The 15,567-nt window shown below is 73.2% G+C and carries 12 protein-coding genes; 8 read left to right on the forward strand and 4 right to left on the reverse strand.

Features of this window, described 5'->3' with window-relative positions; translation table 11 throughout:
- Positions 1-47 precede the first annotated feature (47 nt).
- Positions 48-1,349 carry an MFS transporter gene (locus IE95_RS0110715; RefSeq protein ID WP_084690120.1) on the forward strand — a complete coding sequence of 434 codons (1,302 nt, stop codon included), beginning with the start codon at positions 48-50 and terminating at the stop codon, positions 1,347-1,349.
- A gap of 55 nt (positions 1,350-1,404) precedes the next feature.
- Here the strand turns inward: IE95_RS0110715 and IE95_RS0110720 are convergent, their stop codons facing one another.
- Positions 1,405-1,641: a PLD nuclease N-terminal domain-containing protein gene (locus IE95_RS0110720; protein WP_030151625.1), complete on the reverse strand. Its 237-nt coding sequence runs from the start codon at positions 1,639-1,641 to the stop codon at positions 1,405-1,407.
- 184 nt (positions 1,642-1,825) lie between these two features.
- On the opposite strand from IE95_RS0110720, the gene IE95_RS0110725 reads away from it, so the two are divergent.
- Both IE95_RS0110725 and leuS read left to right on the forward strand, forming a co-directional pair.
- Positions 1,826-2,536, forward strand: a complete 711-nt coding sequence (locus tag IE95_RS0110725; protein ID WP_164984100.1) for a vitamin K epoxide reductase family protein — start codon at positions 1,826-1,828, stop codon at positions 2,534-2,536.
- Positions 2,537-2,698: 162 nt separating this feature from the next.
- The gene (gene leuS, locus IE95_RS0110730; RefSeq protein WP_084690123.1) at positions 2,699-5,653 is read left to right on the forward strand and encodes a leucine--tRNA ligase; all 2,955 of its coding nucleotides are present in this window, start codon (positions 2,699-2,701) and stop codon (positions 5,651-5,653) included.
- A gap of 66 nt (positions 5,654-5,719) precedes the next feature.
- Here the strand turns inward: leuS and IE95_RS0110735 are convergent, their stop codons facing one another.
- Both IE95_RS0110735 and IE95_RS0110740 read right to left on the reverse strand, forming a co-directional pair.
- Entirely contained in the window at positions 5,720-6,409 is a 690-nt protein-coding gene (locus tag IE95_RS0110735; RefSeq protein ID WP_157283426.1) for an endonuclease domain-containing protein, read from the reverse strand.
- A 141-nt stretch (positions 6,410-6,550) separates the two neighbouring features.
- Entirely contained in the window at positions 6,551-8,434 is a 1,884-nt protein-coding gene (locus IE95_RS0110740) for a helicase HerA-like domain-containing protein (RefSeq protein WP_030151629.1), read from the reverse strand.
- An 83-nt stretch (positions 8,435-8,517) separates the two neighbouring features.
- Here IE95_RS0110740 and IE95_RS0110745 point away from each other — a divergent pair, with 83 nt between their 5' ends.
- The 5 genes from IE95_RS0110745 (at position 8,518) to holA (ending at position 15,080) form a co-directional block, all read left to right on the forward strand.
- Entirely contained in the window at positions 8,518-9,372 is an 855-nt protein-coding gene (locus IE95_RS0110745; protein WP_030151630.1) for a DegV family protein, read from the forward strand.
- 108 nt (positions 9,373-9,480) lie between these two features.
- Positions 9,481-10,476: a ComEA family DNA-binding protein gene (locus tag IE95_RS21070; RefSeq protein WP_240666155.1), complete on the forward strand. Its 996-nt coding sequence runs from the start codon at positions 9,481-9,483 to the stop codon at positions 10,474-10,476.
- Between the two features lie 4 nt (positions 10,477-10,480).
- Positions 10,481-13,210, forward strand: a complete 2,730-nt coding sequence (locus tag IE95_RS0110755; RefSeq protein WP_248700176.1) for a ComEC/Rec2 family competence protein — start codon at positions 10,481-10,483, stop codon at positions 13,208-13,210.
- Between the two features lie 181 nt (positions 13,211-13,391).
- Positions 13,392-13,862, forward strand: a complete 471-nt coding sequence (locus IE95_RS19610; RefSeq protein ID WP_051702996.1) for an NUDIX hydrolase — start codon at positions 13,392-13,394, stop codon at positions 13,860-13,862.
- A gap of 201 nt (positions 13,863-14,063) precedes the next feature.
- Positions 14,064-15,080 carry a DNA polymerase III subunit delta gene (gene holA / locus IE95_RS0110770; RefSeq protein ID WP_051702997.1) on the forward strand — a complete coding sequence of 339 codons (1,017 nt, stop codon included), beginning with the start codon at positions 14,064-14,066 and terminating at the stop codon, positions 15,078-15,080.
- Positions 15,081-15,246: 166 nt separating this feature from the next.
- On the opposite strand, the gene rpsT is transcribed toward holA, so the two are convergent.
- A complete protein-coding gene (gene rpsT, locus IE95_RS0110775; protein WP_030151635.1) occupies positions 15,247-15,507 on the reverse strand; it encodes a 30S ribosomal protein S20 in 261 nt (86 codons plus the stop codon).
- Positions 15,508-15,567: the final 60 nt, after the last annotated feature.

Below are 15,567 nucleotides of genomic sequence, written 5' to 3' on the forward strand. Positions count from 1 at the left end.
TCGATCCGCAGCAGCCCGCCAGTGAACACCCTCGAAAGGGTCCCGCCTTGACCGTCGACAGCACCCGCCTGCCCGGCCCGACCGACCCCCTCGACGCGCCCGCCCCGGGCGCGCGACGTCGTCGGGCAGGCGACGGCGCACCCCGCGGCACCCGGACCACCGGGCTCGCGCTGCTCGCGCTCGCCGCGGGCGGCTTCACGATCGGCACGACCGAGTTCGCGACCATGGGACTGCTGCCCGACATCGCCACCGCGTTCGACGCCTCCATCCCGCTCACCGGGCACGCCATCACGGCCTACGCCGTGGGTGTCGTCGTCGGCGCGCCCCTGCTCACCGTGCTCGCCGCGCGCGTCTCCCGCAAGAAGCTCCTCATCGGGCTCATGCTCGCCTACACGCTCGGCAACGTGCTCTCGGCCGCGGCCCCCAGCATCGAGTGGCTCATCGCGGGCCGCTTCCTCGCCGGACTGCCGCACGGCGCGTTCTTCGGGGTCGGGGCCGCCGTCGGCGCAGCCGTCGCCGGACCCGGGCGGCGTGGCCACGCCGTGGCCATGATGATGACCGGACTCACGATCGCGAACGTCGTCGGCGTCCCCCTGTCGACGTTCGCCGGCCAGCAGCTCGGCTGGCGCGCGGCGTTCGTCCTCATCGGCGTCCTGGGCGGCATCACGCTCGCGGCCCTCTGGCGCTGGGTCCCCGCCGGCGCGGGCGACACCGGGTCGAGCGTGAGCCAGGAGGTCGCCGCACTGAGGAACGGCCCGCTGTGGATCAGCTTCGTGGGCGGCGCGATCGGCTTCGGCGGCATGTTCGCCGTCTACTCCTACGTCGCGCCCACCATGACCGAGGTCACGGGCCTCTCTCTCGGGGTCGTGCCCGTGGTCCTCGCGATCTTCGGCCTCGGCATGACGCTCGGGACGATCGTCGGCGGACGGCTCGCCGACAAGGACGTGCTGCGGACCGTGTGCATCGGCTTCGGGACGACGGCCGCGGCGCTCGTCGCCTTCGCGCTCACGGGCCAGAGCCCGGTCCCGGCCGTCGCGTCCCTCTTCCTGCTGGGCGTGACGTCACAGATCCTGGGCCTCGCGCTCCAGACCCGGCTCATGGACCTCTCGCCCGGTGCCCCGTCGCTCGGGGCCGCGCTGTGCCACTCGGCGCTCAACGTCGGCAACGCCAACGGCGCGTTCCTCGGCGGCCTCGTCATCGCCGCGGGCTGGGGCTACCTCGACCTCGCGTGGACCGGCCTCGCGCTCACGCTCGCCGGCCTCGCGATCATCGCCCTGTTCGGGCGTCAGCGCGTCGCGCACGTCCGGGACGACGCGCAGACCGAGCCGACGCCGACCGGCGCGGCCTGATCAGCCCGGTCCGTCGACGGGCCGCCGTGCGCGTCGCTCACCCGAGAGCGGCGGCTCAGGCGTTGAGGCCCAGCCCCTTGCGCCCCTTCGCGAAGTAGGCGATCGGCCCCACCCAGTTCGCGAGCATCGCCACGCCCCACGCGAGCTTCGAGCCCTCGACCTCGTCGGCGGACCGCCTCGCCAGGTCGCGGTAGCCCGCGACCGTGAGCGAGACCTGCACGATCGAAGCCACCACCATCATCGTCTTCTTGCCGCCGCTGAACTCGCTCCACGACTGCTTCTTGTGCGCCATGAGCACCCCTCCCGTGTCGGTACGACCTGTGCCCACGACGCTACGCGTGCTCGACCCGAAGCGCTCGGCGCGGGGTAGCGAGCCCGCGTGTACGTGGCGCGTTCAGCCAAGCCTCAGACATCGCCGGTACCTTGGGCCCACCTGTGTGCCGGAAGTGCACGCGCAGACCCTTCAGGAGCGGTTCGTGAGCGAGAGCCCCACCCGTCCTTCCCGCACCGGGCGCACCCCGGGCACCACCGGCGACGCCGCAGACCTCCTCGCCCCGGACGACGACGGAGGTCACCTGGTCCCCGGCATCGACGCCAAGAACCTCAGCCCCCGCGCGTTCGGGTGGGTGCTCCTGGTCGCGGGCGCGGTCGGGCTCGTCGGCGCCGCCTGGCTCGCGATCGAGCGCTACCTCAAGCTCATCGACCCGAACCACGTCGCGGCGTGCTCGCTCAACCCGTTCCTCGACTGCGGCCCAGCGATGGCGTCCTGGCAGGGGGCGATCCTCGGGTTCCCGAACCCGTTCCTCGGCGTCGCCGCGTTCCCCGTCGTCATGACGATCGGCGTCGTGGTCCTCACCGGCGCGCGGCTGCCCCGCTGGTTCTGGCTCACCCTGCTCGCCGTCACGACCCTCGCCATGGGTCTCATCGTGTTCCTCGTCTGGACCAGCCTGTACGTGCTCGTCGTGCTCTGCCCGTTCTGCATGGTCGTGTGGGCCGCGATGCTGCCGATCTTCTGGTTCCAGGTCGTGCACGCCGTCCAGGAAGGACACCTCAAGGCCTCCGAGGGGGTGCGCCGCGTGATCGTCGACAACAAGGGGACGCTCCTCGCGGTGCTCTACGTGCTCCTCGTGGCCTGGGTCTTCCTCGAGATGGGCCCCACGATCGTCGAGTACCTCCAGACGATCTGACCGGCACCCACCGTACCGACCCGCCCGTCCGCCCGGACCCGCCCCGGGCGGACGGGGCCCTCGGCGGCGCAGGTGAGAGGCGCCGTCGGGCCGGGCGGGACGTGGGCGCCCAGCCCGCGCCCAGCTGCCGGACGACGCCGCGCCGAACGGTAAACTCGCCGGGTGAGCACGCCTGAGAACCCCGCCCCCGAGACCCCCGCCGAGCCCGTGCACGACGCCCCCGCGTCCCCGCACGAGACGACCTCCCACCGCTACACGCCCGCGCTCGCGCAGGACATCGAGCTCCGGTGGCAGGACGCGTGGGAGGAGCGCGGCACGTTCTGGGCGGCCAACCCCTCGGGGCACCTCACCGACGGCGACGGCAAGCACGCCGACGGGCGCTCGCCCTACTTCATCATGGACATGTTCCCGTACCCCTCGGGCGCGGGCCTGCACGTGGGGCACCCCCTCGGGTACATCGCGACCGACGTCGTCGGGCGCTTCCGGCGCATGTGCGGCGACAACGTGCTGCACGCGCTCGGCTACGACGCGTTCGGCCTGCCCGCCGAGCAGTTCGCGGTGCAGACCGGCCAGCACCCGCGCGTCACGACCGAGGCCAACATGGCCAACATGAAGCGCCAGCTGCGCCGGCTCGGCCTGGGACACGACTCGCGCCGCTCGTTCGCGACCATCGACCCCGAGTACGTGCGCTGGACCCAGTGGATCTTCCTGCAGATCTTCGAGGCCTGGTACGACGAGGACGCCCCGCGTCCCGACGGCGGCACGGGCCGCGCGCGCCCCGTCACCGAGCTCGAGGCCGAGTACGCCGCGGGCGCCCGCCCGATCCCCGGCCACCCCGAGGGCACCCGCTGGGCCGACCTCGACCGCGTCGCGCAGCGCGCCGTGATCGACCCGCAGCGCCTGGCCTACGTGTCCGAGTCGCCCGTGAACTGGGCGCCGGGCCTGGGCACCGTGCTCGCCAACGAGGAGGTCACGTCCGACGGTCGCTCCGAGCGCGGCAACTTCCCCGTCTTCCAGCGCAGCCTGCGCCAGTGGAACATGCGCATCACCGCGTACGCCGACCGCCTGGCCGACGACCTCGACCTCATCGACTGGCCCGAGAAGGTCAAGTCGATGCAGCGCAACTGGATCGGCCGCAGCGAGGGCGCGAACGTGCGCTTCGCGATCACCGGCCTCGGTGCGGCGGCGACGCAGGACGTCGAGGTCTTCACCACGCGCCCCGACACCCTGTTCGGCGCGACGTTCATGGTCGTCTCGCCCGAGCACCCCCTGCTCGACGAGGTCCCCGCCGAGTGGCCCGACGGCACGCGCGACGCCTGGACCGGCGGTCACACGACCCCGATCGACGCCGTCGCCGCCTACCGCAAGGAGGCCGCGGCCAAGACCGCGGTCGAGCGCCAGGCCGACGCGGGCAAGAAGACCGGCGTCTTCACGGGCCACCTCGCCGTGAACCCCGTCAACGGCACGCTCATCCCCGTGTTCACCGCGGACTACGTCCTCATGGGCTACGGCACGGGCGCCATCATGGCCGTCCCCGGCGGTGACGAGCGTGACCACGCGTTCGCCGAGGCCTTCGAGCTGCCCGTGATCCGCACGGTCGCAGCCCCCGAGGACCACGAGGGCGCCTGGACCGGCGACGGCGAGATCGTCAACTCGTCGGGCGACGAGATCTCGCTCGACGGCCTCAGCGTGCCCGACGCCAAGCGCGCCATGATCGAGTGGCTCGAGGCCAAGGGCATCGGCACCGGCACCATCACCTACCGCCTGCGCGACTGGCTCTTCAGCCGCCAGCGCTACTGGGGCGAGCCGTTCCCCATCGTCTACGACGAGAACGACCAGCCCATCGCGCTGCCCGACGCGCTGCTGCCCGTCAACCTGCCCGAGGTCCCCGACTACTCGCCGCGCACCTACGAGCCCGACGACGCCGACTCCTCGCCCGAGCCGCCGCTCGGCCGCAACGAGGACTGGGTCAACGTCACGCTCGACCTGGGCGACGGCCCCAAGACCTACCGTCGCGACACCAACACCATGCCCAACTGGGCCGGGTCCTGCTGGTACTACCTGCGCTACCTCGACCCCGCGGACACCGAGCACATGGCCGCCCCCGAGCTCGAGACGTACTGGACCGGCCCCGGGCACAACGCCACGGCTGGCCCTGCGGGGGGCGTCGACCTGTACGTGGGCGGCGTCGAGCACGCCGTGCTGCACCTGCTCTACGCGCGGTTCTGGCACAAGGTGCTCCTGGACCTGGGGCACGTGACCAGCACCGAGCCGTTCCACAAGCTCTTCAACCAGGGCTACGTGCAGGCCTACGCCTACACCGACGCGCGCGGCGCGTACGTGCCGGCCGAGGAGGTCGTCGAAGAAGGCAGCGGCGACGAGGTCCGGTACCTGTGGAAGGGCGAGCCCGTCCACCGCGAGTACGGGAAGATGGGCAAGTCGCTCAAGAACGTCGTGACGCCCGACGACATGTACGAGGCCTACGGCGCCGACACGTTCCGCGTGTACGAGATGTCCATGGGGCCGCTCGACCTGTCGCGCCCCTGGGACACGCGCGCCGTCGTCGGATCCCAGCGGTTCCTGCAGCGGCTGTGGCGCAACGTCGTCAGCGAGGACACGGGGGAGACCACGGTCTCCGACGAGCCCGCCGAGGTCGCGACCCTGCGCCTGGTCCACCGCACCATCGCGGACGTGCGCGTCGAGATGGAGCACATGCGCTCCAACACCGCGATCGCCAAGCTCATCGCGCTCAACAACCACCTCACGGGGCTGGACCGCGTGCCGCGCGAGGCGATCGAGCCGCTGATCCTCATGGTCGCGCCGATCGCCCCGCACATCGCGGAAGAGCTGTGGTCGCGCCTCGGCCACCCGCGGTCGCTGGCCCACGAGCCCTTCCCGGTCGCGCTCGACGAATATCTGGTCGAGGACACCGTGACGTGCGTCGTGCAGGTCCAGGGCAAGGTCCGCAGCAGGCTCGAGGTCCCGCCGTCGATCGGCGACGACGAGCTGCGCGAGCTCGCCCTGGCCGACGCGAACGTGCAGCGCACGCTCGACGGGCGGGGGATCCGCACGGTGATCGTCCGAGCCCCGAAGCTGGTCAACGTGGTCCCGGCCTGACATCTGCGTCGCTGAGTGCGGAGTAGTTGTCGTCGATCGAGCCGATTGGCGACAACTACTCCGCACTCAGCGTTTCTGGAGGGCTGCGCGGACACGGGCCACGAAGCGTTCTGGATGGCGCAGGACGTCGTCGGCGGTGGCGGTGATGATGATCCAGCCTGCGGCCTCGAGGCGTTGGCGGCGTTCGACGTCGCGCCGCCAGGTGGCGGGGTCGGTGCGGTGGACGTCGCCGTCGTACTCGATCGCCAGCCCCTTCATCTTGCGGGTCGAGTCCGTGAGGGAGCGCAGCGCCTCGGGCGTGGTGGTCCGGTGCTTTCGCCGGAGCATCGCGTCGCCCAGGACGACGAGCTCGTCGGTCGTGAGCCGGTGAGACAGGTGCAGCCACGTCTGGGCGGCGGACGTCACGAGCAGCCCGTGGTGCCGCACGGTCGTGAGGTTCGGCTGACCACAGAAGTGCGAGACCACACCCCGGCGATCAGGGCGGTCCTGCCGTGAGGCGGACACGACGTGGATCCTCTGGTCCTTCGCGATGCGCCAGGGAACCTCGACGTCCAGGAGGTGCAGTGCCGTCGTGTGGCTGAAGGCCGTGTCGGGCCGCAGGACGAGCGACAGGGCACGACAGGCCCCGGTCAGGTCGGGCGTCGCATCGGTCAAGCGGACCCCGCGGGTCGGTGCGGTGAAGCGCAGGCCACGGAGAACGCCGGGGCTCACGCCCGCGGCAAGGGCGTCGGAGGTTCGGAAAGCGTCAGTATCCACGGACACGATGCTGCTGACGGGGAGGAGGTCGCGGAGCCCTGCCGAGGAATCTGTGGACAACCACGTCGCTGAGTGCGGAGTAGTTGTCGTCGATCGGCACATCTGACGACAACTACTCCGCACTCAGCGACGGCTGGGCGCCTAGCGCCGCCGCGTCCCGAACACCGTCCGTGTGATCTCCCGGCCGAGCTGCGTCGCCATCGACCCCAGGAGCTTGTCGAGGCTTGAGGACGCGGTCGACCGCCGGGCCGTGCCGCTCCCTGAGCCACCTCCCGAGCCGTTCCCCGCGCGGGCCGCGTCCTGCTCGAGCTTGGCGCGCATCCTCTCGAGCTCGTCGGCCTGCTTCTCGGCGAGCTCGGCCTGCTCGGCAGCAGCCTGCTGCGCGGCGATGCGCGCGGTGAGGAGCTCGTGGGCCGACTCGTTGTCGACCGCCACGGCGTACCGCGCGGTGAGCGGTGAGCCCGCGACGATCCCGTCGATCACGGCCTCCGGTGCGGGTTCCATCGACGACTGCGGCGCGCGGACCCGCGTCCACGCGACCGGTGTCGGGGCGCCCTTCTCGGTCAGCACCGTGACCACGGCCTCGCCCGTCCCGAGCGACTGCAGCAGCTGCTCCAGGTCGTAGGGGGACCGCGGGAACGTCCGGACGGCCGCGCGGAGGGCGGCGGCGTCGTCGGGCGTGAAGGCGCGCAGCGCGTGCTGGACCCGGTTGCCGAGCTGGGCCAGGACGTCGGCGGGCACGTCCTTGGGGCTCTGCGTCACGAAGAACACGCCCACGCCCTTGGACCGGATGAGGCGCACGGTCTGCACGACCTGCGCCACGAACTCCTTGGTCGCTCCCGTGAACAGCAGGTGCGCCTCGTCGAAGAAGAACACGAGCCGGGGCTTGTCGAGATCGCCGACCTCGGGCAGGTCCTGGAACAGGTCGGCGAGCAGCCACATGAGGAACGTCGAGAAGAGCGCGGGGCGGTCCTGGACGGCGGGCAGCTCGAGCGCCGAGATGGTGCCGCGCCCGTCGGCCGCGACGCGCAGGAGCTCGGTCGTGTCGAACGCGGGTTCGCCGAAGAACACGTCGGCCCCCTGCGCCTGGAGGGTCACGATCTCGCGCAGGATGACCCCGGCCGTGGCGGCGGACAGCCCGCCGATGCCCTTGAGCTCGGCCTTGCCGTCGTCCGAGGTGAGGTACGCGATGGTCGCCTGCAGGTCCTTGAGGTCGAGCAGTGCGAGCCCCTGCGTGTCGGCCCAGTGGAAGATGAGTCCCAGGCTCGACTCCTGCGTGCCGTTGAGCCCCAGCACCTTGGAGAGCAGCAGCGGCCCGAAGTCGCTCACGGTCGTGCGGATCGGGATGCCCTTGCCGAGCCCGCCGAGGGAGTAGAACTCGACCGGGTAGGTGGTCGGTTCCCAGTCCTGCCCGATGCTCGCGGTGCGCTCGAGGATCTTCTCCCCGCTGGTACCGGGCGCCGCGAGTCCCGACAGGTCCCCCTTGATGTCGGCGACGAACGTCGGCACGCCCGCGTCAGAGAGGCCTTCGACCATGCCCTGCAGCGTCTTGGTCTTGCCTGTCCCGGTGGCCCCGGCGACGAGCCCGTGCCGGTTGAGCATCGCGAGCGGGAACCCGACCTGGACGTCGGCGCGCGGCACGGGGTCGCCGGGGGCCTCGGGTGCTTCGAGCAGCGCGCCGAGCGCGAGCGTCGCGCCGCGGTAGGCGTAGCCCGCGGCGACCTCGGCGGGGTAGCCGTCCAAGGGGCCCGACGACGGAGCCTGCGTGGGCGGTGCGGCTGCCGGGTCCGGGACGGCCGGGTCGGGCGTGCTCGACGGCGCCGCGTCGGCGGGTGCGTCGGGCACGTCGTCATTGGGCTCGGCAGCGGAGTCTGCGTCCGTGGCCCCGGCGGCCGCGGCCTGGGCGGCCTCGAGCGCGGCCTGCGCGGCGGCTGCCCTGGCTTCGGCTGCCTCGGCGGCCGCCTGCGCGGCGGCAGCCTTCAGGGCGGCGAGCTCTGCGGGGGAGGGGGCTGCGTCGTCGGGCATGTCTCGGATACTAGGGCGGGGCTCCGAGGAGCGCGCGGCGCAGGATGCGACCGACCGGGCGCGCCACGTAAGGTGTCCCGGAGATGAGTCCTGCGAAGCCCCCGGCCGTCCACGTCGTCACGGACTCGACCGCCTCCCTCCCCTCCGGTGACCACCCGGCGCTGTCCGTGGTGCCTCTGCACGTGCTGGCCGGGGACGAGGTGTTCCTCGAGGGGATCGACGTGTCGCCCGACGACGTCGCGCACCGGATCGGCGCGGGCGAGCGGGTGACGACGTCGCAGCCGACGCCGCACGCCCTGGTCACGGCCTACGAGGCGGCGGCGCGGGCCGGTGCGCGGGCGATCGTGTCGATCCACCTGTCGGGCGACCTGTCGGGCACGGTGCACGCGGCGGCGCTCGCGGCGACGCGCTCCCCGGTGCCGGTGCGGGTCGTGGACTCGCGGACCGTCGCCATGGGCCTCGGGTTCGCGGCGCTCGCGGCGGCCGACGTCGCGGCGTCCGGCGGGACGGTCGACGAGGTGGCCCGCCGCGCGATCGCGGTCGCGGACTCGAGCCGCGCGATCTTCATGGTCGAGTCGCTCGACCACCTGCGTCGCGGTGGCCGGCTGGGCGTGGCGGCCGCGACGCTCGGCACGGTGCTCGGCGTGCGGCCGTTGCTCGCGGTGCGCGACGGGCGCATCGAGGTGATCCAGAAGGTCCGCACGCGCGGGGCGGCGGTCGACCGGCTGATCCAGGTGGCGGCCGACTCGGTCGAGCGCCGGACCGAGCCCGAGCTCGCCGTGCACTACCTGGGCGACGACGGCGCGGCGAGGGACGTGGCAGACCGGCTGTGGGACGAGACCGGCGTGCGGGCGGCGGTCACGCCCGTGAGCGCGGTCGTCGGTGCGCACGCGGGACCGGGTGTGCTGGCGATCGTCGTCGCGGACCGCGCACCCTAGGCCCTTCCTCAGTGGTTGGCCGTGCACAGGCCGGCCTCCGGTGCGTCGTGTCCACAGCGCTTGCCTGCTGCCCCGCGGGCGGCACGTCCCGGCGCCTAGCGTGCCTGCGTGACCTTCTCCCGGACGCGCCCACCGACCGCCGACGACGATCTGACGCGCCCCGGCGGAGGGGACCGTCTGCGGCGGCTGCGCAGCGTCGACCCGACACTCGACCAGGTGTCGGGCGACGCCGCCCCTCAGCCCGCGACCTCACGTTCAGGGTCGACCGCCGCGGAGGAGGAAGGTGTGCCGGACGAGCCGGTGCCCCGGCACGGCCCGTTGCATGCGGTCGCCGAGGCGTACACGGCGGCGAACGGTCACCCCACGACGCACTCGGGGTTCGAGCACGTGCCCGACGGCGGCCCGCGCCGCTGGTCCGTCGGGGCGAGGACCGCGGTGGTCGGCGCGGTCGCGGTGCTGCTGCTCGCGGCGGGCATGGGGATGTGGACCCTCGCCGACGGTGACGACCTGCGGCCGGTGGCGGCCCTCGGTGCCGCGAGTCCCGGGGCGGGGACCGGGGACCTTCTGGGGGAGGGCGACGGCCCTGTCGCGCGTGCGGACGAGGGTGTCTCCGGGGCTGCGTCCGGCACTGCTCCCGGTGCCGGGGGCGGGGCTGGGGACGCTGCGCCAGCGGTGAGCGACGTCGTCGTGCACGTGGTCGGGGCCGTGGCCGCGCCGGGGCTCGTGACCGTGCCCGAGGGATCCCGGGTCGCGGACGCGCTCACCGCAGCCGGGGACGCCACGACGGACGCCGACCTCGCAGGGGTCAACCTGGCACGCGAGGTCGTGGACGGTGAGCAGATCGTCGTGCCGAGGCCGGGCGAGGTCGTGGTCGCGGCCCCAGGACCGGCGACCGGGGGCGGGGCGCCGGACGGCCCGGTGGACCTCAATGCCGCCGACGAGGCTGCGCTCGACGGGCTGTCCGGGATCGGTCCCGTGCTCGCAGCCCGCATCGTCGAGTGGCGCGAGGCCAACGGCCCGTTCACGACCGTCGAAGAGCTGGGGGAGGTGAGCGGGATCGGGGACGCGCTGCTCGCGAGGCTGCGCGACCAGGTGAAGGTCTGAGAGGGTGCGCGACGACCCGGACTCCCCGGCTGTCCCGTCGAGCGAGCGGACTTCCGGCCTGACCGGCGGTGCCGGACAGGCCGACGGTGCCGGACAGGCCGACCGGCCGCTGTCACCGGTTGCCCCGGTGCGTCCCCCACGCGCGACCGCGACCGACCTCCGGCTCGTGCCCGCGGCTCTCGCGACCTGGGGGAGCGCGTGGTGGCTCACGGCGGCCGAACCCGAGACGGTCGTGACGGGGACCGTCGTGAGCACGGCGCTGGTGACCCTTCTCGGGGCGCTGCTTCTCGTCGACCGGCGTCCGCGCCGAGTCCCGGCCACGCGTGTCCCGGCGCTCGGTCCACCGAGAGTGCGTACCCGGGGGCCCCGTACCCCGGGACGCCGGTGGCTCGCGCAGGGTGCCCTGGTCGCTGCCTGCGTGCTGGCCGTGCTGCTCACCGGGACGGTGCACCTCGTCGAACGGGACCGTGGAGGTGGCGCCGACCTCGCCGCCCAGGGCGCGACGGTCGAGGTCGTGGGGCGGGTCGTGAGCGAACCGGAGACGGTCACGAACCCGTGGTCGGGGGCGGCGGACTCGGTCCGCACCACGCTGGCCCTGCACGCGCTCGAAGGTCGCGGTGCCGCGACCCCCGCTGGAGGGCAGATCGACGTCCTCGCAGGCCTCGCCTGGGGTGACCTGGCCTACGGGAGCGAGGTCCGGGCGTCGGGCACGCTGCTGCCTGCCGACCCCGGGGACAAGGCCGTGGCGATGCTCGTCGCGACCGGGCCGCCCGCGGTCACCAGTGCACCCACCCCCGCGCTGGGCGTCGTCAACACCCTCCGGGCCGATCTCCTCACGGTCTCGGACGGGCTGCCTGCCGACGCGCGGGCGCTGCTCCCGGGTGTCGCGGTCGGCGACACGTCGCGCATCGACGACGAGCTCGACGAGGCGCTCAAGACCACGGGCCTGACGCACGTGACCGCGGTCTCGGGCGGGCACTTCGCGATCGTCGTCGCGACCGTGACGGCGCTGTGCGCCACGGCCCGTGCACCGCGCCAGGTGCGTGTGGTCGTGACGGGCGCGGTCATGGCGGGGTTCGTGCTCCTGGTCCACCCTGACCCGAGCGTGCTCCGTGCGGCGGCGATGGGTGTGGTCGGGCTCGTGGGGATCGGGCTGGGGCGGCCGTCCAGGGCGCTCCCGGCGCTCGCGGCCGTCGTCGTGGTGCTTCTCGTGCTCGATCCGTGGCTCGCGCGGTCGTACGGGTTCGTGCTGTCGAGCGTCGCGACGGCTGCCCTGGTCCTCGGGACCCAGCCCGTCGCGCGGCGCCTCACCCCGTGGGTCGGCAAGGTCATCGCGTTCGCGCTCGCCGTCCCGCTGACGGCGCAGCTCGCGTGCGCGCCGGTTCTCGTCCTGCTGGATCCGTCGGTCGCGACGTACGCGGTACCGGCCAATCTGGTCGCCGCTCCGGCACTCGTCCCGGCGACCGTGCTCGGGGTGCTCGCGACCCTCGTGGCGCCGTGGTTCCCGGGGGCCGGGGTGGTGCTGGCGTGGCCTGCGGGGTTGGCGTCGTGGTGGATCGCCGCGGTGGCGCGCTTCTTCGCCGACCTTCCCGGGGCGCGGCTGCCGTGGCCGGGCGGGACCGGTGGCGCGGCGGCGCTCGCGGTGCTGACCGTCGTCGGGCTGGTCCTGGTGTGGCGCTGGCGGTGGGTCGCGGGCCTGGTCGGGGTGCGGGTGCCGTGGAGCCGCGGGAGCGGGTGGCCGCACGCGTGGCGCACGGCCGTGCGAGCGAACGTTCGGGAGGCGTTCGCTGCCCGACGGCGCCGCGCGACCCTGCGCCTGCTGGTGGCCTGGGCGGTGCTCGCCGCCCTGGTCGCCGGGTGCGTGGCGTCCGCCTGGCCGCGGTGGATCGCCCCCGCAGGTCGTGACGTGCCGGCCGACTGGGTGGTCGCGGCGTGCGACGTCGGTCAGGGCGACGGGTTGGTCGTCCGCACCGGTGCCGGGCGCGGCCTCATGGTCGACGTCGGGCCCGCAGGGCCTGCCGGAGGAAGGTGCCTCGACGAGCTCGGGATCGAGCGCATCGACCTGCTCGTGCTCACGCACTTCCATGCCGACCACGTCGGCGGGCTCGACGCCGTGCTCGACGGGCGCCAGGTCGACCGGGCGCTCGTAACCGGCCTCGGGGACCCCGCCGGCCAGGCCGGGCGGGTCCTCGACGACCTGGGCGACCGAGGGGTACCCGTCGAGGTCGCCCAGGCCGGGACCGGCGGCGTGCTCGGCGACGTGTCGTGGGAAGTGCTGCAGGCCGGGCTCGGTACCGCCTCCCACGACACGGCGCCGAGACTCGGACGGGGACGCGCCGCACTGGCCGAGGCCGACGGAGGAGCGAACGACGCGAGCATCGCCCTGCTCGTCACGACTCCCCAGCTCACGCTCGCCGCGCTCGGCGACCTCGAGGACGCCGGGCAGGAGGCCCTCGACCGGACGCTGCGGGCCCGCGCAGGTGGCGCCGCGGTCGATGTCGTCAAGGTCGCGCACCACGGGTCCCGCGTCCAGTCGGCCAGGCTCGCGGCGACCCTGAGCCCAGCGGCCGCGATCGTGAGCTCGGGCGAGAACACCTACGGCCACCCGACCGACGCTGCGCTCGACCTCTACGAGAGCGTCGGCGCTGCGGTCCTGCGGACCGACCGGTGCGGGACGTTCGCGCTCGTCGTGCGGGACGGGGCGCTCGCCGTCGCGGGCTGCGACGACGACTGACCGGGACGGGCTGCGCCGCTCGGCCGCCGAGCATGCGGTTGCTACTGCTCGACCATGCGGTTGTCGTCCGGAATCGGGCCGATCGTGACGCCGACCGCATGCTCGGCACCGGGCACCGGGCACCGGGACGTGAGGGGTGGGGCTTGCCCGGACGCGCCGCGTCCCTGGATAGGCTCGCGTCGTGAGTGCCGAACCACGGATCCGCAACGTCGCCGTCGCCCTCCTCGTGCGCGACGGGCACGTACTCGCCGAGGAGTACCCCGCCACGGCGAGGTCGGCCCGCTACCTGCGTGCTGTCGGCGGAGGCATCGAGTTCGGCGAGCACGCCGTCGATGCCGTCCGGCGCGAGCTTCGTGAGGAGCTCGGCGCCGAGCTCACCGACGTCGAGGCGCTCGCGGTCACGGAGAACCACTTCGAGATCGACGGCCGACGCGGCCACGAGATCGTCCACGTCTTCGCGGTGCGGTGCCCCGACCTGGAGGCGACGCGACTCGACCAGCGGCTGCCGGTCCTCGACGCCGAGACGACCGTCGGCTGGTACGACCTGGACGATCTCAGGGCGAGCGGGGTGCCCTTCTATCCAGCCGGTATCGCCGATCTGGCTGCTGATCCGCGGTGCTCGGTGACGAGCACGTCGTGGGGCACCGGCTAGGGGAACCCGGTCAGATCCAGCCCCGGCCGGCGCCGAGCATGCGGTGACGCTGCCCGAGCATGCGGTTGTCGTCCGGAATCGGGCCGATCACGACGCCAACCGCATGCTCGGCACCGGGGGCAGGCACCGGGGGCAGGCACCGGGCACCGGGCACGTCTCGGGATGTGCTCCGGGTGGGTGGGCCGTGGGATCGTTGAGCCCATGGCTGCCGCTCCTTCCCGTACCTCTGCCCGCCCGTCCGCGACGCTCGCCTGGAACGCGGTCGAGCTCGCGCCCGTGGTGCTGGTGCAGGGACCTGAGGGACTCCTCGCAGAGCGAGCCGTCGACTCGCTGCTCGACCTGGCTCGTGCCCGCGACCCGGAGGCGGAGAAGTCGGAGATCGAGGCCGCGACCTACGAGTCCGGCATGCTGACGGTCGCGGCGAGCCCGTCTCTCTTCGGTGAGCCCAAGTTCGTGGTCGTGCGGGGAGCGGAGGCGGCGGCCGACGCGCTCATCCCGGACGTCGTGGACTACGTGGCCTCGCCGGACCCGGACACGACCGTCGTGATCGTGCACGGCGGAGGGGTGCGGGGCAAGAAGATGCTCGACGCGATCCGGGCGAGCGGAGCCCCCGTCGTGGCGTGCGAGGCGATCAAGAAGGATGCCGACAAGCTCTCGTTCGTCGCCGCGGAGTTCAAGGCCGCGGGACGTCGGGCGGACGCCGGCGCGGTCAAGGCGCTCGTCGAGGCGCTCGGCAACGACCTGCGCGAGCTCGCGAGCGCCTGCGCCCAGCTCGTCGCCGACACCACGGGCACCATCAGCGCCGCGACCGTCGACCGGTACTACGGGGGCAGGGTCGAGGCCACGGGGTTCCGGGTCGCCGACGCGGCCGTCGCGGGCAAGGCCGGTGAGGCCGTGTCGTTGCTGCGGCACGCACTGGCGACCGGGGTGGACCCCGTGCCGCTCGTGGCGGTGCTCGCGATCAAGCTCCGCACGCTCGCCAAGGTCGCCGCGATGCGCGGCCGCGGGGGAGTGTCGGCCAAGGACCTGGGTCTCGCCCCCTGGCAGATCGACCGTGCGAAGAAGGACCTGTCGAGCTGGACCCCCGAGGGGCTGGCCGCCGCGATCACCGCGGTCGCGCAGGCGGATGCCGAGGTCAAGGGCGGTGGCCGCGACCCGGTGTTCGCGGTCGAGCGCGCGGTGCTGACGATCGCCGGGGCGCACGGCTCGGGGCGCTGAGCCCCCAGGAACGTGGGTGCCCGGCCTGGATGCCCTCCCGCGCCCGTCCCCGGACGCACGAGAGGCGCTGCCCCGTGGAGGGAGCAGCGCCTCTCGACGTTCACCGTGCGGCCCGAGGTGGATCAGGGGCGACGCACAAGGTCACGCGTGGAAGGGAGTGTCACGCTCAGAGAGCGTTGACGGCCTTCGCCAGAGCCGACTTGCGGTTCGCAGCCTGGTTCTGGTGGATGACACCCTTGGAGACTGCCTTGTCGAGCTTCTTCGACGCGGTGGCGAGGGCGCTGGCAGCGGCCTCCTTGTCACCGGCGGCGACGGCCTCGCGAACGCGGCGAACGTTCGTCTTGAGCTCCGACTTGACGGCCTTGTTGCGCAGACGAGCCTTCTCGTTCGTCTTGATGCGCTTGATCTGAGACTTGATGTTTGCCACGTGTGGACTTTCTGGTGTGTTCGCCGAAGCGATCGAATAGGTCGTAGAGGGCGATTCCAG

It is taken from the genome of Oerskovia turbata (assembly GCF_000718325.1).
Taxonomy (GTDB): Bacteria; Actinomycetota; Actinomycetes; order Actinomycetales; family Cellulomonadaceae; genus Oerskovia; species Oerskovia turbata.